This is a genomic window from Acaryochloris marina S15, assembly GCF_018336915.1.
GTDB lineage: Bacteria > Cyanobacteriota > Cyanobacteriia > Thermosynechococcales > Thermosynechococcaceae > Acaryochloris > Acaryochloris marina_A.
The window spans coordinates 4,949,321-4,967,792 of record NZ_CP064923.1 but is presented as its reverse complement, the minus strand read 5'-3'; the positions used below and the strand labels follow the sequence as shown (position 1 = coordinate 4,967,792).

Below are 18,472 nucleotides of genomic sequence, written 5' to 3'. Positions count from 1 at the left end.
ATAGGACTAAAAGCTCTTCTTGATCGCTATTTTTATGCAGTCTAAATTTTTCTCTCAAGAATTTGAGAAAGCCCTGACTCTTATCCTGATTGATGTCGATGGCTGGCAATTACCAACGACTCCAAGCATCGCACCACTTGCTCATTTATTGGTGTCTTGAATACCTGATGCAGTGGCATCAGGATCTCCTTTTTCACTAACCAAATGTAGAAGGACAACGCCCTTCTAATAAGTCCTGTTTTTGTTGAAAGGCTTTGGACATACAGTCCATAAAAGTTTGAATGCGTACCGTTGAGATTAGATCCTTATGGGTCAAAATCCAGACGTCATGGCAGGGGGCACTCTGACCGGGAGGAACTCGTTTGAGGGTGGGTTCTGGATCGCCTAGAAAACAGGGGATACGGGCGAGTCCTAGACCGGCTTTGGCTGCTGCTAGCTGTGCGATCGCATTTGGGTATGGGCCTGATTGCCAGTCAGGTGTTGTAAGCAACGATCTACCGGGGCCGGTGTTGGGTGCCGATGCCAGCAGTAATAAAGAGCACCGTCGCCTCTTCCTCAACATCGGCGGTATGCCAAATACCCGGCTGGTTAATGGCATATTCGCCAGGATTAAGAGTGGTAGTCGTTAGAGAACCCTCTGGATCTTCTTGATGAAGGGTCACAGTTCCCGCAATACACATGACCACCTCACTCCCCTGCGGGTGCATCTCCCAAACATCCCAAGCGTCTGAGAAGGAGTGCATGCTGACTAAACGTCCTTCAGACCCGTCAGCATCATGGCGTTTAGCATAGTCGATGTACCAGTCCATCGCCCCCGTAAATAAGGGTTCAGTCTCTGCGGTCGCGCTCAACCCCAGATGAATGGGGTGAGTTTTAATATCTGTTCCAGCCATCACTCTCTCCTTAAGTGCCTGAAATCGCAGTTAGCGATTCTTGTACACATCGCGTCTGTGGCCCACTTTAACAACAACTACGATTAATTCTTTGTCGACAATCTCGTAAATGATCCGGTAAACGCCTTGTCGGATGCGATACTTCTCTTGCCCCGATAGTTTTTCCGCTCCTAGCCGTGGATCAAGGGCAAGAGCTTCAATACGACTGAGAATTCTAGCAACATCCTGGTTAGAAATACGACGAAGATCTTTGGCAACTGATCGCTTGAAAACGACCTTATAGTTTGCCATGAGTTTTCAGATCATTTAGCAGTTCTTCATAGGTCATAGTTGGCTCTTGTTCTCGTTCATCAAAGGTAGCCAGATCTGCTTGATCTTCTTGTAAGGCAAAACGGACTGCCTCATTGACTAGATCCGATACTGTGCGATCGGTTGATGCTGCTTTGAGGCGTAATGCCTGATGCAACTCTGCCTCAAAGTAAATGGTTGAACGCTTGGATGGCTCACTCATGAAGTTGCCCTGATGAATATAGATATCACAACATTTTAACGTTAAAACGTCAAAGCGTTTATTGTACTAAACAAGGATTCACCTACCTTCGTCAATCACCTCCCAAGGGGAGCTACTAGTTAAGCTTATCCTGCGTGCTCGTATTGAAATCGTTGGCATCATGGCGCTCGTGGAGCTGTTCTGGCAAGGCTCCCCAAGTCCGGTTGACCATGCGGCCCCGCTGGACCGCTGGGCGATCGGCTATCTCCTGAGCCCACTGAACGACATGGGTATAAGAGGGGGCATCGATAAATTCTGCGGCGTCGTATAGAGTATTGCGAATTACTCCGCCATACCAAGGCCAGATGGCAATATCGGCAATGGAGTAATCGTCACCAGCCATAAAGAGATGGGTTTCGAGATGACGATTAAGAACGTCGAGCTGGCGCTTCACCTCCATGGTGAAACGGTTGATGCAGTATTCAATTTTGATGGGGGCATAGCTATAAAAATGACCAAACCCACCCCCCAAATAGGGCGCTGACCCCATCTGCCAAAAGAGCCAGGATAAACATTCGGTGCGGGCTGCGTACTCTGTTGGTATGAGCTGGCCGCATTTTTCTGCTAGATACAGCAGGATTGCTCCTGATTCAAAGACGCGGATTGGGTTGGAGGTGGAGTGATCCATAAGGGCTGGAATTTTGGAGTTGGGATTGGCCTCAACAAATCCGCTGCTGAACTGGTCGCCATCCCCAATTTTGATTAAGTGGGCATCATATTCGGCCCCCGTCTCACCTAATGCCAAGAGTTCTTCTAGCATGATGGTGACTTTTTGGCCGTTGGGGGTTCCCATGGAATAGAGCTGCAAGGGGTGTTTTCCAATGGGTAGAGCTTGATCATGGGTCGGCCCAGCAATGGGGCGGTTGATCTTTGCCCAAGTCCCTCCGCTTTCAGAATCCCATTGCCAAACTTTGGGGGGAGTATAGTCGTTACTCATGCTCAGTCTCCATGGCAGGGCAGATATGGCTGTCTCTACAGTAGCGTTGTCGTCTTGCCACCTGCACAACAGAATGTCGCTCTATCCTTGCCCGCTGATTATCAAATTGTCACGGATGGCGTACATTCAACAATTAAATATGACGCTTTTCCGAAATTAATATCGCATTACGTATCGCCTACGATCACCAGGCCATCGGTGTGATCGTTCTATTCAAAACATGCGCGGTCAGAGACTCCGCGTTCATTGCGTTGTTATTGTGCGTCGTTGCCACTAGGCTTCAGCAAGCGTTCGAGCAGCTTCTCAATATCCCCTGCCTGACTGGACGCTACGCGCAACTGATCTACTAAGTCATCCATTATTGCCGCAGCTCGCCGGCGGGCTTGATTGAGAGTACTTATTCTTCTAGGTAAATTGAGAATCTGCTGTCTAAACGAAACAAGATTTTTGGAGCTGTTATCCATCGCAGTCCGGTATATCTGCATAGTGTTGAGAATAGTCTCGACGTTACCCACATTTTCATCGAAATCTTTCTCTGATATCAATGCTATCTTGCTGAAGGACTCAGCGAAAGTTGTATTCTGTTTGTAGAATTCGGGAATTTCCACAGACATTCGTTTAACAAATACTTCAAGATCGTTGGCAGCATTGTTCACAACTCGCTCTACAGATTTTCGATCAGTCTTATTGTTGCTTGCCTCCACCTCTTTGGCGCGCCGAGTGAAATTCTCTCCGAGGTCAGTTATTGCTTCACCCATTCGGTTGACGATCTGGACAACTTCAGACAATGCCTCGATCCCGCGATCTACCAAGTCAACGACGCCCTCATTTACATCAAGATCATCAAGTGCAGAAAAGTTCGCTAACGGGTTGTATTCTTCAGCTTCCGGTTCATCTGTTTTCGGAACTGTCTTTGATTCGATAGCACCGGTATTTGCTTCCAGCTAGTCTTGCACCACTTTGCTGAGGTGTATTCTTGCCTTCGTTTGAAATTCGTCGGTCGTTTCAAATGGCCAATATAGTCCGCCATATTCGTCGGCGATCGTTTTCTTGAACGCTTGCACTTTTGCAATCTGCTCTCCGTCCATCTTGCTAGGCGGAATTCCGGCGTCCTTAAAGTAGAACATTATTTGAACTCGATCGCCCTTCTTCAGTCGGTCGTAGGCCCGCTGGAACTCTTCCTCTGTACCGGACTCCGCTCGTGCAGTTGCAGTTCCGAATTTCCCCCACATGATGCCTAGAAAGATATCGTATACATCTCCTATTTGGCGGTTGATTATATCTTGGGCATCTTCGCCAAATGCAGGGTGTGAATGTGTTTCCCATTTGACGATGTCGAGACGTACGTGATGTTTATCGCCCCAAGTTACGTTGAATTCCGAAACAACGTTTGCTAACACCTCGCGTTCCGGTGTTACGTCACCAGGAGATGCGATGAATACTTCAAGCACTGTGTGAGTCTTAGCCATATCATCTTACCCAATAACATATAGCTCAGCGGCATCTATTCCGCACAAAAAAATTATCAACTGCGGATGCTATTGTAGCGATAATTCGGTTAAGTGTTATCTGACAGATTACCCAGCTATAGATCTTCAGAAAAGCATCCGTGGTTTTAGCGACACTACATCTTCATTAAATATAGTAACTAGCTCCTGATACTCTTAGCTCTGGCAAGGATTTCAAGATTATCAGAGGTCATCCAGTATGCTCGCACAATTCAAACTGCGCTTTACCCAATCAACACGCAAAAAGATTGAAGCTAAACTGCGCCAGGCATACGGGAGTCAGAATTTACGTCTGGTCAAACGTATTAGTGCTTTATTGCAGCTTGGTCAAGGTGGTTCAGTGGCACAGGTAGCTGAAACATTGGCACTAGGCGAACAAACGATCAGGGATTATCTGCATGCATTTCTAAAACGAGGTATCGCTAGCTTTAGATACAAAGCGTCTCAAGGACGTCGCAGCAAACTCACTCCACGGCAACGACAACAGCTCAAGTCATGGATTAAAGCAGGTCCGCTCAAAGCTGGATACGAGTGTGGTTGTTGGAGTGCATTAATGGTTCAAGACCTGATTGCGAAACGCTTCAATGTTTCCTATCATCCCCATTATGTGAGTACTCTACTGAGGAACTTAGGCTTTTCATTTCAAAGAGCACGGTTTGTTGCAGCTCATCTCAATGAAGCCAAGCGACAAGAATGGATGACACACAAATGGCCTGAGATTTTGCGTTTATCAGCAGCCAAAGATGCCCTAATTTATTTGGGGATGAGGCCAGTTTTGCGCAGTGGGGGTCGTTAAGCTACACCTGGAGTCTTCGTGGAGACCAGCCAACATTGCCCACCAGTGGTAAACGGAAGGCTTACAAGGTGTTTGGATTAATTGATTATCATTCTGGTCAGTTCTTCTATCAAGGTCAGACGGGACGCTTCAATTCTGAAGGGTATACTGCTTTTCTAACTCAAGTACTCCAGCAGACTCACAAGCATATTATTCTCATTCAGGACGGGGCTAGATATCACACCAGTAAAGCAACTAAGCAGTTCTTTGACCAGCAATCCGCTCGCCTTACTCCTTTCCAATTACCCACATATTCTCCTGACTTCAACCCAATTGAATTCTTGTGGAAGAAACTCAAAAAACGCAGCACACACCTACGGTTCTTCAAGCAATTTGATGACTTAGTTCAGCAGGTCGATGAGGGGCTACTGTACTTTAGTCAGACTCCCAATGAAATTACTGTCTTAATGGGCAAATATTGCAAAACCTTGGGTACACAAGCTGCCTAGCTAATCACGGATCTTTATCTGTAGATCTATAGAAGTCACTATTGAGCAATAAAGAGCCAACTGAACCATTAATTCTGGAATGTACAAATGGCACTAAACTGCACATTGAAGTCCACTAATTGTCTGGCATAAGACATTTGAGGTGGTTATAGCTGAGATGACACCCACAATATGATGCCGATCACTGCATTTAAGTCATGAATGTTAGACCATAGATTTTGAAGAAGCAATCTGAGGAAAAAAGATTACTTCTTTGTATGTCAGTGAAGAAGCCGCTCATCGAAACTCTGTTCTAGCGATAGCAAGAAAATTTAACCGCTATCAGAACTGAAAGGCAGTGGCTGGCAGGATATAACCAGTATCAAATCTAAGAAGAGACCCTTCGGATGAGGGTGACTGAGTAATAAAGTATTGCTTCTGACGCGAAATCTAAGGTCAGATGCCCAGTTTCTCAGTCTGCTCTCTGATTTGACTGATCTGTTTCTAGACAATCATTCCATCTGAAATCCTACCTGTACAGCACCACTGGCATTAATTTGTCGTTTCAAAAAACTTAAAAGTGAGTGATCAACTATGGTTAATCTTTTACCGCACGATCGCTTTATTATCCAGACTCCCGATGCATTGCAAGCTGTTATCGCGAGACTGGAAACCAATGTAGAACCTCCGAAGGCATTGCGGTGGTCATTTAACCGTAACCACGCACCTTATGAAGGATCTATTTCGGAATCAGGTTTTACAATGCACCGAATTCCTGAGGGCCGCAACTCCTTTATCCCCCAGATCAAAGGTCATTTTGAGACACCTTCAGGGGGAACTGTAGTGCGCATAACCATGAAGCTCCACCCTTTCGTCATGAGCTTTCTCGTGATGTGGTTTCTCTTGTTTTACAGCGGCGCTTTAGCAGTTTGCCTTTCAGGGAGTGTTGCTGCTACTGAAGCTCTACTGGTCCTAGGATTACCCTTGTTCGTGTTATTTGTCTTCTGGATTAGTTTCTGGTTTGAGGTGGAGCGCAGCCATAATGATTTACTGAAAATCATAGTCGGGCAAGTTCCTAAGTCACGGCAGCATCGGCTTCAAAAATTCTTCCTCCTGCGTGGAACCGCCTTCGTTATCAGTGGTATATTTCCCTTCATATTTATGGTCAGCCATTCTGAGCCACCTCCAGCAAGAGAAGTACCCGAATCATTCCGGTCTCAGTAATGGAGATGGATAGGGGCCGCCAGTTATCTGTGTGCCCGAGCTATCGATAAACGGAATAAGTCATGCTCGCAAGTATCTTCAATCGCGATCTCCACTACATCGAAGCTGGGGCAAGCCAGTTGAAGGATGGGGCCAACTGATTGATAAGGATTACATCTGTCAAAAACGTTAGGTACAGATGGCCAGTCTCTCAGTTTGCTCTTCGATTCGACTGACCTATTTCTGGAAAATCATGCCATCCAACATCACACCTGCTCAGTACCACTGGTATTCATGTGTCGTTTCAAACAACTTAAAAAGTGAGTGATCATCTATGGTTCAACTTTTACCGCGCGATCGCTTTATTATCCAGACTCCCGATGCATTGCAAGCTGTTATAGCAAGACTGGACACCCAACTAGAACCCCCAAAGACACTGAGGCGGTCATTTGGCCGTAACCATGCACCTTATGAAGGATCTGTTTCAGAGTCAGGCTTTACGATGCACCGGATTCCCGTGGGCCGCGACTCTTTTATTCCCCGCATCGAAGGTTACTTTGAAACACCTTTAGGAGGAACGTCAGTGCACATAACCATGAAACTCCACTTTTTCGACATGAGCTTTTTGGTGGTTTGGCCTCTCTTTTGGTACAGCGCTTCTCTATCAATGTGGATTTCAGGGAGTATAACCGATACGGTAGCTCTTCTTTCTCTGGGAATGCCCTTATTCATGCTAGGGCTCTTCTGGATCAGTTTTTGGTTAGAGGTGGAGCGCAGCCATAATGATTTGCTGGAAATGATAGTGGGTCAAGTCCCTAAATCACGGCAGCATCAGCACCAAAAACTCTTCTTCCTTCAAGGTGTTGCCTTTGTTATCATATTTTCCTTCTTGTCGATATCAACCCATATCTCCGAGCCACCTCCAGCAAAAGAAGTGCCCGAATCATTCCGGTCTCAGTAATGGAGATGGATAGGGGCCGCCAGTTATCTGTGTGCCCGAGCTTATCGATTAAACGGAATAAGTCATGCTCGCAAGTATGTTCAATCGCGATCTGCACTGATAAGAAAGCTGCGGACAAACCAGCATCAAATCGTTTAAGAGACAGTGCTTCTAGGGCCAACGGATCGATAAGTATTGCTTCAGGCAAAAACGTTAGATACAGATGGCCAGTCTCTCAGTTTGCTCTCCGATTTGACTGACCTGCTTCTGAAAAATCATGCCATGCGATTTCGCATCTGCTCAGTCCCACTGGCATTCATTTGTTGTTTCTAAAAGTTTAAAGAGTGAGGGATCATCTATGGTTCACCTTTTACCTCGCGATCGCTTTGTAATTCAAACTTCCGACCCGTTGCAAACAGTGATGGAGAGATTGGAAGCCCAAATAGAGCCTCCCAAAACATTTCGCTCAACATATGACCTTAACCATGCCCCCTATGAAGGATCAGTGACACAGTCTGGTTTTAAGATGAACCGCATTCCTGTCGGTCGTCCAAATGCCAGCGAACCTTACATCAAGGGACGGTTTGAATCATTTTCAGGGGGCACCGTTATTCATTTAACCCTTACCCCACATCCTTCAGTGCTGATCTTTTTTGGGTGTTGGTCTATCTTTTGGTATGGCTTCCACCTTTTGCTTTTGTCTTCGGGGGATATGGAATATGGTTCAGCTCAAGATAGATTGGTGTTACCGCTCATCATCCTCGTAATTTTCTGGATATCCTTCTGGGTAGAAGTAGAGCGTACTCGGAGTGATTTATTCCGAATCATTTTGAGACAACGACTCACTGTACGACAGCAACACAATTTGATGCTCAACATCAGACGAGGAATTATTTTCATCCTTAGCATTGCATTTTCCTGCTCGTTCATAGCCGATCATCTCTCCCAGCCCCCTCCATTTCATCAAGTACCAGAAATATTCCGGCCTCGTTGAAGGGGCCTGATTGAGGATGTCTATGATCAGCTTGCATAAGCTATGGATGAGTTGAGTAAGATATCCAATTTGCCCTGCTGTTCGAGGTCATATAGGGTATCACTCCCGCCAATATGTTGGTCATTAATAAAAATCTGCGGTACCGAACGACGACCCTGGGTGCCTCGGGCAACCATGGCATCTCGGGCAGCTTCATCACCATCGAGCACATGTTCCGTATAGGTCACCCCTTTTTGGTCGAGCAAATACTTGGCACGACGACAGAAAGGACAAGTACTCCAAGTGTAAATTTCGACATTAGCCATGATGATATTCTCCTAAATGATTTCTCAGTATCGAGTTCAAAGATTTGAGTGATGCCAGAACTTGCCATACCTCATGAACAAGAGAAGGGTGAATGGGCAAATTGAATCGGTTTATCATTCACTGACATTAAGTGGTCCAGACGAATGATGGTTCCATCTTGGAGCTTGATAAAGTCAGCCCGATTGGCTGCATAGACATCGATAATTTTGCTGGTTACGGTTTGTTCTTGTCCTTCTGCATCGCGATAGATGATCTGGCAAGTTTGACGGAGTGTGGCCCAGGCTTCTAATTCATCATGAAAGCTACAGGCAACTAGACGATAGGCATCCATAACAGTCTCCTTCAGTGGGTGGGACAGATGATTAGAGTATTAGGCGAGTTGTGTCTGGATAGCGACTGGATTAGTCAGGAGTTTATGGACTGGGCAACGATCGCTAATGTCTCGGAGCCGCTGGCGTTGCTGCTCATCGAGGTCACCTTCGAGAGTGAGCTTGGCCTGGATGGTGGGCTGTTGAACATCCGAGTCGTAACTCAACTCCACCGCCACAGACTCTAGCTTCCACCCTTTGCGCTCAGCATACATTTGCAGGGTAATTGCTTTACATGAACCTAATCCTGCCAAAATCAATTCCGTGGGGGTGGGGCCAACATCATCACCTCCTAGGGCAGGAGGTTCATCTGCAGCCAGGTGCAGATGGCGAATGGAAATGTCTTGACCATACCGGGAATGATTGGAGGCAACTTGGACTGAAATCATGATGATTCTCCTGGGTGATAGACGTGATCTAAATGTCCCGTTTTGACATAAATTAGACAGCCTTCTTCACTAAAGGGGGTATGGATGCTGCCTGATGGATTGCGTAGCCAAGTCCCCTGGGGATAAACTCCCTGGTCGTCGGCAAAGGTGCCTTCGATGACAAAGATTTCTTCACCGCCCCAGTGCTGGTGGGTTTGGAACTTCGTCCCCGGTGCCCACTTTACGAAGGCCACCTGCTCAGTACCGTGGGTATGCAGCGGTAGCACCTGCAATCCAGGCACTAAACCCGGCACCCACTCCGTTTGAGTCGTATCAATGACAACCTGCTGTTGATCGGCTGGGTCCATTTGCCATAGTTTGACTAGGATCGTTGCCCCCTCTTTGCTATGGGGGGTGTGGCTAGACCCCACAGGATTGCGGACATAAGTGCCGGGGCCAAAGTCTCCATGCTCATCGGAGAACACCCCGTTTAGGACAATATATTCTTCGCCACCTCTGTGGGTGTGGGCAGAGAAGGCACTGCCGGGGGCATATCGCACGATAGAGGTGGCCCGCGCAACTTCCTTACCATCCCGCTCTAACATTCGACGTTGAACTCCTGCCATGGGGGACTCGACCCAGGGTAAGGTTTCGCTATGGACGACAGCCCGTTGAGTCAGATCCGCGTGAATTTTCATGGTGCCTACCTCCAATAGGTTGTTTGTGCTGTCAGCGGAGTGTTTGAATCTCCACTGGCCTTAGTTGTACTGGTTCCGACCTGCCATCACACCACCGTCAACATCCCATACGGCACCTGTCGCCCAGCTGGTTTTATCAGACAGTAAGAAGGCAATGGTCTCTGCAATATCTTCAGGTTTGCCCACACGACCAATGGGATGGAAGCTATTGAAACCCTGCAAGGCGTCGTGAACGTTGTCTTTGGGAATAAACCCTTCATAGATGGGGGTTTCTACGACGGCTGGGGAGACGGCATTGACTCGAATCTTTTTATCGGCCAGCTCTATCGCTAAATGCTGGGTTAGGGAATGTAGTCCGGCTTTGGCCATGGAGTAAGCCGAAGAAGGTGTGGCCTGCACGGCTTGCTTGGCCCACATGGAACCGACATTAACGATGGCTCCTTTTTGATGGCGGTGGATGATGTTCTGGGCGACAGCTTGGGTAATAAAAAAGGTGGCTTTGTTGAGGTCATGATAGAGATCGTAGTCTGCTTCTTCATACTCCAGAAAGGGCTTGGGCAGAAAGACTCCGGCGGCATTGACCAATAGGGTGGCATCCGCATGGGATTGATTGAGGCGGGCGATCAGAGCTTGTCGGGCTTCTGGTTTGGCAATATCGGTTTGCTCCCCTGAAACAGGGCCATAGGCTTTCAACTCTTCAACGGCTGCATGGAGTTTGGCTGGTTGACGACCGATCAAAACGGCAGAACCCCCATTCTCAAGGACGATCCGGGCAACTGCTTTGCCCATGCCGCTAGTGCCACCCACGACGATCAGTTTTTGACCTGCAAATGATTGAGACATGATGAACTCCTTTAATTAAATGGGTGAATTGATTTTAAATACCTACTAGTAGGTAGATGATGAGAAAAAAAATTTAGCGACTGGGAAACTTGGCTGCTAAGAGTGGATAAACCACTTGCTCGAAGGTGGCAGTGCCCGCTGCAGAACGGGCTAGTAACTGGGCTCCTTGGAGCATGGCAATCAAACCTTTGGCTTCTTGTTCGACGGAGGGCTGGCAGGTCCAATGTTGGGCATCACATCCCTGTTGGAGTAAGGTTGTGAGCCAAGCCTCGGTCTCGTGAAAGAAGGTTTGAATCTCGTCCCGGACAGGCTGGGGAAGCACCTCATAGTCTGCGGCCAACATGGCACAGAGACAGATTTGCTTTTCTTCTAAGCCATTGCGATAGAGATGGGCGAATTGAAACATCTGCTGATCGGGTTTGGTGTTGGATTGGGTAATGCGATCGCAGGCCCGCATCATGCCTTCCCGATATCGCTTCACCAGTTCTTTCACCAACTCATCCTTGGAAGGAAAGTGATAGTGAATACTGGCTTTGCGAATCCCAACTTGCTTAGAGATATCAGCGTAACTAAAGGCGCTATAGCCTCGATTCCGCACCATCTCTTGAGCAACATCTAGGATTTGAGTGGCAGTGTTCTTTTCCATATTTTGAGTATCTACCATCTAGTAGGTAGATGTCAAGTTCCATGGTTTTTGGGTGACTAAGTAAAACTGCTTAGCAAGAAAAAAATACTATGTCAACTTATATTGCGTTTTGTTTACATAGCTGTTATATTGATTTACATAAAGATACATTTTGTTTGCCGTCTTGTTGCCCTAATCGTTTTCTACAGCCAGTTGAGAGTTATCCCATGCTTGTCCTTATTTCATTTGCGATCGCAGGCAAAGTACTCGGTTCAGTCCTAAGAACCGAGGGATATTCTCCAGTGGAGCAGATGGCTGCTTACACTCAACAGGCGGGTTCAACACCTTTGCAGACAACCAAAAGCTTTGGTTTTAATTTATCTAGCAGTAATCCAAGCTCAATGCAGCATTCGATTCCAGAACCTTGCTAAAGATTTCAAATCTTTCATTGGGTAATAGCACTCTCCTCTCGCTCATCTGTCATAGATGAGTGATTTTTTTTGCAACATAAATTTCACCGCTTATGCTGGAAGAGGTGAAGACCCAGGAGTCTAGAGATCATGCAAACTCAGCTACCTGTACCTGAAACAATTGAGACAAAACCTGCTGAGCAGCGCCTCACATTGACCAACGTGTCTTGGGACACTTATGAAAAATTACTGGATACCTTTGGCGAACATCGAGCCGTTCGGTTGCACTATGACCAAGGTCTACTAGAGTTTATGGTCCCTTTAGAAGCCCATGAAAATCCCAGCGATGTGATTGGTGACTTTATCAAAGCATTAGTGATTGAAAGCGGCCTCAATATTAAAAGCATGGCTTCCACCACCCTCCGTCGCCAAACCTTGCAGAAAGGAGCCGAACCAGACAAATGCTATTACATCCAAAACGAGCCCTGCGTTCGAGGCAGAACCGTGGATTTAGAAAAAGATCCACCCCCTGACTTAGTGGTAGAAGTCGATATTACCCATGCAGATATCGATAAAAACAACCTCTACGCCAGTCTAGGCGTGCCCGAGTTTTGGCGATTTAACGGTTCAGTATTGACCATCTACCAGCTTGAGCAAAATCAGTACCAAGAGGTGGATCTTAGTCCTACTTTTCCGTGGGTACCGAAAGAGGTTTTCTACCACTTTTTGCAACAGGGTAAAACGGTGGGTGAGGCTCAGGCACTCCGAGAACTAAAAGGTTGGATAGAGAATAATGCTGAGGCATCAACTTAATTTTGCTATCTAAGACGGATCATGAACTGTCTGCAACGTTGCTAGATCCACGCTCGACTCGTGGCTTCATAGACCGCTTGATATCGATTTTTGGCCTTTAACTTGGTCAATGTGTTGCTGACATGAAACCGAACCGTACTTTCGCTGATATGCAATCGGTTAGCAATATCGCGATCTCTCAGCCCTTGAGATAGCAACCGCATAATTTCCTGTTCTCGGTCGGATAAGGCAGGAGCGATCAGCTCAGGTAATGCTGCTTGGCCTTGAGAGACTTGAGCCACGACTGTATAAAGTTGCTGGGGAATGATATCTAGTGTCACCACCGCTTGAGCCGCAGCGGGAATCTGTCCCCGAGAGGAATGTTGAATCCAAATGATGGGTGAGTTAGACGGGGTTGCATCCAGACGATCCGTCAGAAGAATTCCTTGAGTTTCTGATGCTGCCGTTGGAGCAGATGGCATCTCCCTCAGATTTAAGCCTGCTTGCAAGCATAGGTGGGTAAATGCCAGTTGCAAGACAGACTGTTGACACTGGACTGATACCGATAAATGCTTGAGTTCTGCTCCATAGGGCAGGGTTAAGGTCAGCTCGAACACGCGATCTTGGGGATCCGGGTGAGTGGTCAACGTCCCTCCTAGCCATAGGGCCATGCGTTGTAGCTCTGCCAAGGGTGAGGTGGTTCGCTCTAGCAGATCTTCATGGATATAAGGGGGAGAGATTGCAATCGCATCCAACGATACGGCCATGTCGTCATAGGTCAAGCGGCAATAGCTACAGTCCAATTGGGTTAATAACTCCACCCCTCGCAGCAAGGCATAGGCCATGGAAGCCGGGAGTTCTCGTTCCGTTCCCACTAGCATTAACTGGGTGGAGGTCAGAACTTTCGCAAGCTGATCGGAGAGGGCGATCGTCCCACTTTGGGCCATGCGCTTAGGAACCGTTTTTTGAGCCTGAAGGGCGGCATCTAAGGCAATGGTGGTGGTGAGACAAAGCATTTGCAGCACTTCGAGAAATTCTGGGGCCAAAGCGTCATGGCTAAAAGTTGCGAGGACCCCTAACACGCGATCACCCGCCATCAGGGGATATCCGGCAAACCCTTGAATCCGATTGGTAATAGCCCAGTCCCGATCCTTTACCCAGGATTCATCAGGCAGATAATTACTTAAAAAAGGCACCCGATTTTGGGCAATCTTGCCCACCTTATAGGCACCCATCGGTACATGGGCAAAGGAGCCATTGGTATGGGTATATAACCCAGCAGAGGCCACTAGAGTAAGGGCTTGCTGATCGGTATCCGCCAGCCATAAGCGAGCAAAGGCGCACTTAAAACGCTCTACTAGGGCTTCTGTGACTCGACGGGCAATGTCTTCTGGATCTAAGCAACCAGAAATACTCTGGCCAATGACATTGACATCCTGAAGATCGAATAATAATTGAACAGAATTTAGCAAGGTGCGGCGTGATGTTTGCTGATGGATGAGATTCAGGAGAACAGATTCTTTGGCCCCTTTTTATTGAATTAAAAAAGGACTCCTTACTTTGTATCGGCAGGTACAACTTGCGATTCTCACTGCGCCGATAACGTAAAAAGTGGAAAAAATTTCCATCCCTGTCAATTCACGAGAAGCAACGAATCCATGCCTGAAACTCGTTTTCAAATTCAATGGCCCGACGGTACCCAAGAAACCTGCTATTCCCCTTCCTTGGTGGTGAAAGACTATCTGGAACCAGGAAATACCTATGACTTGGATGACTTTATGACTCGATCTCGCACGGCGTTGACGATGGGTAGTGATCGGGTGAAGGCTAAGTATGGTATGCCTTGTGGTTTGGCTTTGGGCCAGCTCCAATCCCTAGAAACTCGTGCTCAAGACTATCAAGATCTGACCGACCCCAAGGTGCGGATGCTTCAGTTTATGCCGTGATCTAGTAAACGGTGATACTGCTCAATATGGCAAAGGGCAGACTGATGCCAGGAGTACTGATCCAATATCTGGGTGGCTATGGAAATTGCAGATGGGCTGTCATGGGACGGATCAAGGGTTCGCATGCCCTCAGCAATATGATTGGTGTCTTGGGGGTTGACCCAAACGGCTTGTTCCCTACCTAAAAATTCAGTAAAAGGCGGTTGATCTGAGAGGAGAAGCGGTAACCCAGATGCGATCGCTTCCAAAACTACCAACCCCCACCCCTCTTTCAAAGACGGAAAACAAAAGGCATCTGCGCAACGATACAGAACTGAAAGATCGATATCAGACACGACTCCCGGCAAAATCAGAGACCGTCCAATCTCGATCTGCAAGGCCTGAACTTGTTGAAAAAACTGGTCTCGATAATCTTGGTAGTCAAACAGGGTCGCACCTCCTACAATGACAAGCTGAGCTTGAGGAGTTTGCTGTAACACTTGGGCAAATGCTGTCAGTAAACGGATGGAGTTTTTGCGTGGTTCGATCCCGCCCACCGTCAGATAAATGGGAGATCCAGTTAAGCCCAATGTCTGTTTAAGAGCAAATTCTTGTCCAGTGGTCGTGGAAGAAAACCGCTCTAAATTAACGCCATTGGTCACGCGGGGAGCTGTGATCTGATACTCAGCGGCGAGTCTCTCTTGCCAGTGATCACTGACGCATAAACATAAATCTGGGTCTCGAATCGAGCGATCTTGGCACTGCTGCAAATAGGGACTCTGGAAATCTTCAATATGGTGGACGGTGCGAACCACGTGGGGAAGATGCTGCTTTTGGCGCAGTTGGATTAAGGCATTAGCGCTAATGCAATCCTGAGCATGATAGATATCGTGGTGATGAGGATGATCCGCTAAGAACTCTACAAATTCTTGAATGCGTTGCTGGATTAAGGCATCAATGTCGGCAGGTGCAGCTTGAGCGGGGATAAGCTGCACGGGATGAGGTAGGGCTCGTTCAAATCCTTTCCCATCTTTATCCAGGGCATAAACACAAGCCTGATGGCCCAAAGCAGTGAGCGCTGCTGCCAGTTCTAGGGTATGGATAACACTGCCCCGTGGTTTGGTGGCATAGGTGAGCAGTGCAATTGAGAGTGATGGATTGGCCATTTGGGTTAGCTGAGTCAATGTTAGATAGCTTGCTTTTAACGCTGATTTAATTGGGTGTAAATGGGTGTATAAATGGAGCATGTTCGATACTACCTCACTACAAATCAGTCAAGAAATGCTTTTGCTGATTGCCGAGATTGATGAATTCAAGGGCGCTTGGCGTGCTCTCGGTTCCCTTGCACCAGAAAGACTTTCAGCACTTCGCCATGTGGCTACTATCGAGAGCATTGGCTCCTCAACTCGGATCGAGGGCAGCAGACTTTCTGATCGAGAAGTTGAGCAACTTCTGTCCAATCTAGAGATTCAGTCATTTACCAGTCGGGATCAGCAGGAGGTTGCAGGTTATGCGGAGGTGATGGAGACTGTTTTCTCGTCATGGACAGCGATTTCGATGACAGAGAACCATCTCAAACAACTTCATCGTGATTTACTACGGTATAGCGCCAAAGATAACTGGCATCGAGGCAATTACAAAACCTCTTCTAACAGCGTTGCTGCTTTTGATGTAGATGGACAACCCATTGGCATTGTATTTGAAACGGCCACTCCATTTGATACTCCCCGTTTCATGGCAGAACTGATTGATGAGTTTAATACTACGACTCAAGATAAGGCGCTTCACCCCCTGATAACCATTGGCCTTTTTACCGTTGTGTTTTTGGAGATTCATCCTTTTCAGGATGGTAACGGTCGTCTGAGCCGAGTACTGACAACATTATTGTTACTTCAAGCAGGCTATGCTTATGTGCCTTATAGCTCACTTGAGAGCATTGTCGAACAGAATAAAGAAGACTATTATCTGGCATTGCGCCAAACTCAGGGAACTATTCGCACCAATACCCCTAACTGGACACCATGGCTATTGTTTTTCCTAAGAGCACTCCAGCGTCAGATGCTAGGGCTTCGTGAAAAAGTCGGACGAGAAAAACTGCTATTGGCAAAGTTGCCAAATCTGTCAGTGCAAATTCTGGACCAGGCCCGAAACCACGGTCGTATTACCATGAGCGATGCTGTGGTTTTAACTGGAGCGAGTCGAAACACACTCAAGTCGCACTTCAAGAGTTTACTTAAGCAAAACTTACTGGTATTGCATGGGAGTGGGCGGGGTGCATGGTATAGCCTGCCGTAGTTTTTGGAAAGAATAACTTCAGATTCCTTAAACCCAAAATCATAAAATCAAGAGGCACAAGGCTAGGAACTGAATTTTGAGAATCCAGTTAGGGCATCTTGGCTCAAATCCCAGAAGCAAGCGGACTCAGCTTTAGATTTCAGGGTTAATGTATGCTCTGGCGTGATTTGCCCAATGGCAGCACAGACTATATTATGCGGCTCAAATAATTGCTGAATCGGCTCAACGCAATCTGGCCTGACACTGAGCAAAAAACCGTAACTAGGGAAACTCACCAACCATTGTTTGAAGTCTAAACCCGAAGGATAGGGAATCGATTCTAAGTCAAGTACAGCTCCACAACCAGAAGTTTCTAATAGCATCAACAAGGTACCTATTAAGCCCCCCATGCTAATGTCTTTCCCGGCATCACATAATCCCGATTCCGCCAGGGTGGGGAGTAAATTGAGATTGGTTTGTAGTGTCTTTGGCTCTGCCATTGTTGCTGCATCCCAAAACGGATATTTAGGATGGGGTTGACCGTTGAGATCGGTGACCAGCAATACGATATCGCCAGGTTGGGCATTAAAGCTAGTTATCAACTGCTGTGCCCGTCCCAAAATCGCTACTGAAAGGGCTTCATAAGGACTATGACAATGGGTATGGCCTCCTACAATCGGTACATTAAATGCCTTGGACGCCGCCTTCATTCCTTCCCACAGCTGTTCAGCTTGATCGGTGGACCGACTCCAGAGGGCATCCACTACTGCAATCGGTTTACCGCCCATGGCATAGATATCGCTAACGTTGACTAGAACGCCGCACCAGCCTGCGAACCAGGGTTCTGTTTCGACTAAGACTGACCACATCCCCTCCGCCGCCAGTAATAAATAACCTTCTTCATCGGGGATAGCAGCACAGTCATCCCCCAACCAGATGGGGGTTTGAGTGGTATTGTCAGGAACCCAAGTGCCTAGGTGACGGGCAACGGGTTGAATATCCTGTTTATGCAGAAGTCCCAAGGTTTGTTGTAACTCTGCTGCTAACTCCGACAGCATTAAGAGGCTTGGAGAAGGGGTGTAACTTGTGGACGGGATTCATCATTAGGAGGATAAAAATCTAGGTCGGCTTCCATTAGATGATGGGGGCGATCGCAGATCTGTATCTCTTCTAAAGAGTCCCAGTGTTGGCGTTGAAAGAATCGGACGTTTTGGAGTTGGACCGTAGCGAGGAAGCGATCGCATCCCCAAGTATTGGCAGTGGTGACGGCTTTATAAATCAGTCCCTTACCGATGCGCCCAGCTCGGCGATAGTCAGCATGAACCCCTAAGCGACCGCCGTACCAAAGTCGATCCTGTTCTTCATAAATGCGAACCACTCCTACCACTTGCTGATCTGGTGGGGCCTCTGGGTCAATGGCCACAATCGGATAGGCGGTGGTATCGATGTCGTCTTTATCCTTGCCTTCAAAGAGTCCTTGTTCCTGACAAAAAATCGCTTGGCGTAGCTCACAATACCCTCGTAGATCTTGGGGAGATTGCGCCAACTTGAAACTATATCGACTGGATGCCATCA

The 18,472-nt window shown here is 47.3% G+C and carries 28 protein-coding genes; 11 read left to right on the top strand and 17 right to left on the bottom strand.

The features are described 5' to 3' along the window. The first annotated feature begins 34 nt into the window (after positions 1-34). Positions 35-160, top strand: coding sequence for a hypothetical protein (locus I1H34_RS32795; protein WP_283250039.1), 126 nt, complete (start codon positions 35-37; stop codon positions 158-160). Positions 161-196: 36 nt separating this feature from the next. Here I1H34_RS32795 and I1H34_RS22670 read toward each other — a convergent pair whose 3' ends face one another. The 6 genes from I1H34_RS22670 to I1H34_RS22645 all read right to left on the bottom strand — a co-directional run bounded on the left by I1H34_RS22670 (position 197) and on the right by I1H34_RS22645 (position 3,168). Next, positions 197-490: a hypothetical protein gene (locus I1H34_RS22670; RefSeq protein WP_249369519.1), complete on the bottom strand. Its 294-nt coding sequence runs from the start codon at positions 488-490 to the stop codon at positions 197-199. A 4-nt stretch (positions 491-494) separates the two neighbouring features. Further along, entirely contained in the window at positions 495-893 is a 399-nt protein-coding gene (locus I1H34_RS22665; protein WP_212663165.1) for a cupin domain-containing protein, read from the bottom strand. Between the two features lie 30 nt (positions 894-923). Next, on the bottom strand, positions 924-1,184 hold the full coding sequence (locus I1H34_RS22660; protein WP_212663164.1) for a type II toxin-antitoxin system RelE family toxin: 261 nt from the start codon (positions 1,182-1,184) through the stop codon (positions 924-926). Then, positions 1,171-1,404, bottom strand: coding sequence for a CopG family transcriptional regulator (locus I1H34_RS22655; RefSeq protein ID WP_212663163.1), 234 nt, complete (start codon positions 1,402-1,404; stop codon positions 1,171-1,173). Before I1H34_RS22655 ends, I1H34_RS22660 begins: the two co-directional genes overlap by 14 nt. Positions 1,405-1,519: 115 nt before the next feature. After that, the gene (yghU, locus tag I1H34_RS22650; protein WP_212663162.1) at positions 1,520-2,380 is read right to left on the bottom strand and encodes a glutathione-dependent disulfide-bond oxidoreductase; all 861 of its coding nucleotides are present in this window, start codon (positions 2,378-2,380) and stop codon (positions 1,520-1,522) included. Positions 2,381-2,634: 254 nt separating this feature from the next. Next, complete coding sequence (locus I1H34_RS22645; protein ID WP_212663161.1) at positions 2,635-3,168, bottom strand: hypothetical protein; 534 nt, start codon at positions 3,166-3,168, stop codon at positions 2,635-2,637. On the opposite strand from I1H34_RS22645, the gene I1H34_RS22640 reads away from it, so the two are divergent. Continuing rightward, positions 3,168-3,305, top strand: a complete 138-nt coding sequence (locus I1H34_RS22640; RefSeq protein WP_212663160.1) for a hypothetical protein — start codon at positions 3,168-3,170, stop codon at positions 3,303-3,305. The genes I1H34_RS22645 and I1H34_RS22640 overlap by 1 nt on opposite strands. Before the next feature lie 19 nt (positions 3,306-3,324). On the opposite strand, the gene I1H34_RS22635 is transcribed toward I1H34_RS22640, so the two are convergent. Next, a complete protein-coding gene (locus I1H34_RS22635; RefSeq protein ID WP_212663159.1) occupies positions 3,325-3,849 on the bottom strand; it encodes a DUF4062 domain-containing protein in 525 nt (174 codons plus the stop codon). Between the two features lie 238 nt (positions 3,850-4,087). On the opposite strand from I1H34_RS22635, the gene I1H34_RS22630 reads away from it, so the two are divergent. From I1H34_RS22630 to I1H34_RS22610, 5 genes are all read left to right on the top strand, one after another. Beyond that, positions 4,088-4,684, top strand: a complete 597-nt coding sequence (locus tag I1H34_RS22630) for a winged helix-turn-helix domain-containing protein (protein ID WP_212663158.1) — start codon at positions 4,088-4,090, stop codon at positions 4,682-4,684. After that, entirely contained in the window at positions 4,618-5,172 is a 555-nt protein-coding gene (locus I1H34_RS22625) for an IS630 family transposase (protein ID WP_212666398.1), read from the top strand. Before I1H34_RS22630 ends, I1H34_RS22625 begins: the two co-directional genes overlap by 67 nt. A 573-nt stretch (positions 5,173-5,745) precedes the next feature. Continuing rightward, positions 5,746-6,375, top strand: a complete 630-nt coding sequence (locus tag I1H34_RS22620; protein ID WP_249369517.1) for a hypothetical protein — start codon at positions 5,746-5,748, stop codon at positions 6,373-6,375. Between the two features lie 313 nt (positions 6,376-6,688). After that, a complete protein-coding gene (locus I1H34_RS22615) occupies positions 6,689-7,315 on the top strand; it encodes a hypothetical protein (RefSeq protein WP_212663157.1) in 627 nt (208 codons plus the stop codon). 337 nt (positions 7,316-7,652) lie between these two features. Continuing rightward, a complete protein-coding gene (locus I1H34_RS22610; RefSeq protein ID WP_212663156.1) occupies positions 7,653-8,288 on the top strand; it encodes a hypothetical protein in 636 nt (211 codons plus the stop codon). Between the two features lie 26 nt (positions 8,289-8,314). On the opposite strand, the gene grxC is transcribed toward I1H34_RS22610, so the two are convergent. The 6 genes from grxC to I1H34_RS22580 form a co-directional block, all read right to left on the bottom strand. After that, entirely contained in the window at positions 8,315-8,593 is a 279-nt protein-coding gene (gene grxC / locus I1H34_RS22605; protein WP_212663155.1) for a glutaredoxin 3, read from the bottom strand. 71 nt (positions 8,594-8,664) lie between these two features. Then, positions 8,665-8,925: a hypothetical protein gene (locus I1H34_RS22600; RefSeq protein WP_212663154.1), complete on the bottom strand. Its 261-nt coding sequence runs from the start codon at positions 8,923-8,925 to the stop codon at positions 8,665-8,667. A 39-nt stretch (positions 8,926-8,964) separates the two neighbouring features. Further along, positions 8,965-9,351: an OsmC family protein gene (locus tag I1H34_RS22595; RefSeq protein ID WP_212663153.1), complete on the bottom strand. Its 387-nt coding sequence runs from the start codon at positions 9,349-9,351 to the stop codon at positions 8,965-8,967. Next, positions 9,348-10,028 (bottom strand): cupin domain-containing protein, encoded by a 681-nt coding sequence (locus tag I1H34_RS22590; protein ID WP_212663152.1) that lies wholly within the window; start codon positions 10,026-10,028, stop codon positions 9,348-9,350. The genes I1H34_RS22595 and I1H34_RS22590 overlap by 4 nt, the downstream gene beginning before the upstream one ends. 60 nt (positions 10,029-10,088) lie before the next feature. Continuing rightward, positions 10,089-10,871, bottom strand: coding sequence for an SDR family NAD(P)-dependent oxidoreductase (locus I1H34_RS22585; protein WP_212663151.1), 783 nt, complete (start codon positions 10,869-10,871; stop codon positions 10,089-10,091). Positions 10,872-10,944: 73 nt separating this feature from the next. Further along, positions 10,945-11,517, bottom strand: coding sequence for a TetR/AcrR family transcriptional regulator (locus I1H34_RS22580; RefSeq protein ID WP_249369515.1), 573 nt, complete (start codon positions 11,515-11,517; stop codon positions 10,945-10,947). A gap of 206 nt (positions 11,518-11,723) precedes the next feature. Here I1H34_RS22580 and I1H34_RS22575 point away from each other — a divergent pair, with 206 nt between their 5' ends. Together I1H34_RS22575 and I1H34_RS22570 are read left to right on the top strand one after the other, a co-directional pair. Then, positions 11,724-11,927: a hypothetical protein gene (locus I1H34_RS22575; protein WP_212663149.1), complete on the top strand. Its 204-nt coding sequence runs from the start codon at positions 11,724-11,726 to the stop codon at positions 11,925-11,927. A 129-nt stretch (positions 11,928-12,056) separates the two neighbouring features. Continuing rightward, complete coding sequence (locus tag I1H34_RS22570; protein ID WP_212663148.1) at positions 12,057-12,719, top strand: Uma2 family endonuclease; 663 nt, start codon at positions 12,057-12,059, stop codon at positions 12,717-12,719. 41 nt (positions 12,720-12,760) lie between these two features. On the opposite strand, the gene I1H34_RS22565 is transcribed toward I1H34_RS22570, so the two are convergent. Continuing rightward, positions 12,761-14,170: a LuxR C-terminal-related transcriptional regulator gene (locus I1H34_RS22565; protein WP_212663147.1), complete on the bottom strand. Its 1,410-nt coding sequence runs from the start codon at positions 14,168-14,170 to the stop codon at positions 12,761-12,763. 186 nt (positions 14,171-14,356) lie between these two features. Here I1H34_RS22565 and I1H34_RS22560 point away from each other — a divergent pair, with 186 nt between their 5' ends. After that, entirely contained in the window at positions 14,357-14,644 is a 288-nt protein-coding gene (locus I1H34_RS22560) for an MSMEG_0570 family nitrogen starvation response protein (protein WP_212663146.1), read from the top strand. On the opposite strand, the gene I1H34_RS22555 is transcribed toward I1H34_RS22560, so the two are convergent. Then, on the bottom strand, positions 14,629-15,789 hold the full coding sequence (locus tag I1H34_RS22555) for an MSMEG_0565 family glycosyltransferase (protein WP_212666397.1): 1,161 nt from the start codon (positions 15,787-15,789) through the stop codon (positions 14,629-14,631). The two genes, I1H34_RS22560 and I1H34_RS22555, sit on opposite strands and share 16 nt — an antisense overlap. 79 nt (positions 15,790-15,868) lie before the next feature. Here I1H34_RS22555 and I1H34_RS22550 point away from each other — a divergent pair, with 79 nt between their 5' ends. After that, positions 15,869-16,918: a Fic family protein gene (locus I1H34_RS22550; protein WP_212663145.1), complete on the top strand. Its 1,050-nt coding sequence runs from the start codon at positions 15,869-15,871 to the stop codon at positions 16,916-16,918. 62 nt (positions 16,919-16,980) lie between these two features. Here the strand turns inward: I1H34_RS22550 and I1H34_RS22545 are convergent, their stop codons facing one another. Both I1H34_RS22545 and I1H34_RS22540 read right to left on the bottom strand, forming a co-directional pair. Beyond that, positions 16,981-17,955 (bottom strand): sll0787 family AIR synthase-like protein, encoded by a 975-nt coding sequence (locus tag I1H34_RS22545; RefSeq protein WP_212663144.1) that lies wholly within the window; start codon positions 17,953-17,955, stop codon positions 16,981-16,983. Next, positions 17,955-18,470: an MSMEG_0567/Sll0786 family nitrogen starvation N-acetyltransferase gene (locus tag I1H34_RS22540; RefSeq protein ID WP_212663143.1), complete on the bottom strand. Its 516-nt coding sequence runs from the start codon at positions 18,468-18,470 to the stop codon at positions 17,955-17,957. Before I1H34_RS22540 ends, I1H34_RS22545 begins: the two co-directional genes overlap by 1 nt. Between the last annotated feature and the right edge of the window lie 2 nt (positions 18,471-18,472).

Excerpts from the sequence above, each read along its gene's own strand:
- I1H34_RS32795 (WP_283250039.1), top strand. The coding sequence starts at position 35 with ATGCAGTCTAAATTTTTCTCTCAAGAATTTGAGAAAGCCCTGACTCTT.
- I1H34_RS22665 (WP_212663165.1), bottom strand. The coding sequence starts at position 893 with ATGGCTGGAACAGATATTAAAACTCACCCCATTCATCTGGGGTTGAGC.
- I1H34_RS22660 (WP_212663164.1), bottom strand. The coding sequence starts at position 1,184 with ATGGCAAACTATAAGGTCGTTTTCAAGCGATCAGTTGCCAAAGATCTT.
- I1H34_RS22655 (WP_212663163.1), bottom strand. The coding sequence starts at position 1,404 with ATGAGTGAGCCATCCAAGCGTTCAACCATTTACTTTGAGGCAGAGTTG.
- yghU (WP_212663162.1), bottom strand. The coding sequence starts at position 2,380 with ATGAGTAACGACTATACTCCCCCCAAAGTTTGGCAATGGGATTCTGAA.
- I1H34_RS22640 (WP_212663160.1), top strand. The coding sequence starts at position 3,168 with ATGCCTCGATCCCGCGATCTACCAAGTCAACGACGCCCTCATTTACAT.
- I1H34_RS22635 (WP_212663159.1), bottom strand. The coding sequence starts at position 3,849 with ATGGCTAAGACTCACACAGTGCTTGAAGTATTCATCGCATCTCCTGGT.
- I1H34_RS22630 (WP_212663158.1), top strand. The coding sequence starts at position 4,088 with ATGCTCGCACAATTCAAACTGCGCTTTACCCAATCAACACGCAAAAAG.
- I1H34_RS22620 (WP_249369517.1), top strand. The coding sequence starts at position 5,746 with ATGGTTAATCTTTTACCGCACGATCGCTTTATTATCCAGACTCCCGAT.
- I1H34_RS22615 (WP_212663157.1), top strand. The coding sequence starts at position 6,689 with ATGGTTCAACTTTTACCGCGCGATCGCTTTATTATCCAGACTCCCGAT.
- I1H34_RS22610 (WP_212663156.1), top strand. The coding sequence starts at position 7,653 with ATGGTTCACCTTTTACCTCGCGATCGCTTTGTAATTCAAACTTCCGAC.
- grxC (WP_212663155.1), bottom strand. The coding sequence starts at position 8,593 with ATGGCTAATGTCGAAATTTACACTTGGAGTACTTGTCCTTTCTGTCGT.
- I1H34_RS22600 (WP_212663154.1), bottom strand. The coding sequence starts at position 8,925 with ATGGATGCCTATCGTCTAGTTGCCTGTAGCTTTCATGATGAATTAGAA.
- I1H34_RS22595 (WP_212663153.1), bottom strand. The coding sequence starts at position 9,351 with ATGATTTCAGTCCAAGTTGCCTCCAATCATTCCCGGTATGGTCAAGAC.
- I1H34_RS22590 (WP_212663152.1), bottom strand. The coding sequence starts at position 10,028 with ATGAAAATTCACGCGGATCTGACTCAACGGGCTGTCGTCCATAGCGAA.
- I1H34_RS22585 (WP_212663151.1), bottom strand. The coding sequence starts at position 10,871 with ATGTCTCAATCATTTGCAGGTCAAAAACTGATCGTCGTGGGTGGCACT.
- I1H34_RS22580 (WP_249369515.1), bottom strand. The coding sequence starts at position 11,517 with ATGGAAAAGAACACTGCCACTCAAATCCTAGATGTTGCTCAAGAGATG.
- I1H34_RS22575 (WP_212663149.1), top strand. The coding sequence starts at position 11,724 with ATGCTTGTCCTTATTTCATTTGCGATCGCAGGCAAAGTACTCGGTTCA.
- I1H34_RS22570 (WP_212663148.1), top strand. The coding sequence starts at position 12,057 with ATGCAAACTCAGCTACCTGTACCTGAAACAATTGAGACAAAACCTGCT.
- I1H34_RS22560 (WP_212663146.1), top strand. The coding sequence starts at position 14,357 with ATGCCTGAAACTCGTTTTCAAATTCAATGGCCCGACGGTACCCAAGAA.
- I1H34_RS22555 (WP_212666397.1), bottom strand. The coding sequence starts at position 15,789 with ATGGCCAATCCATCACTCTCAATTGCACTGCTCACCTATGCCACCAAA.
- I1H34_RS22550 (WP_212663145.1), top strand. The coding sequence starts at position 15,869 with ATGTTCGATACTACCTCACTACAAATCAGTCAAGAAATGCTTTTGCTG.
- I1H34_RS22545 (WP_212663144.1), bottom strand. The coding sequence starts at position 17,955 with ATGCTGTCGGAGTTAGCAGCAGAGTTACAACAAACCTTGGGACTTCTG.
- I1H34_RS22540 (WP_212663143.1), bottom strand. The coding sequence starts at position 18,470 with ATGGCATCCAGTCGATATAGTTTCAAGTTGGCGCAATCTCCCCAAGAT.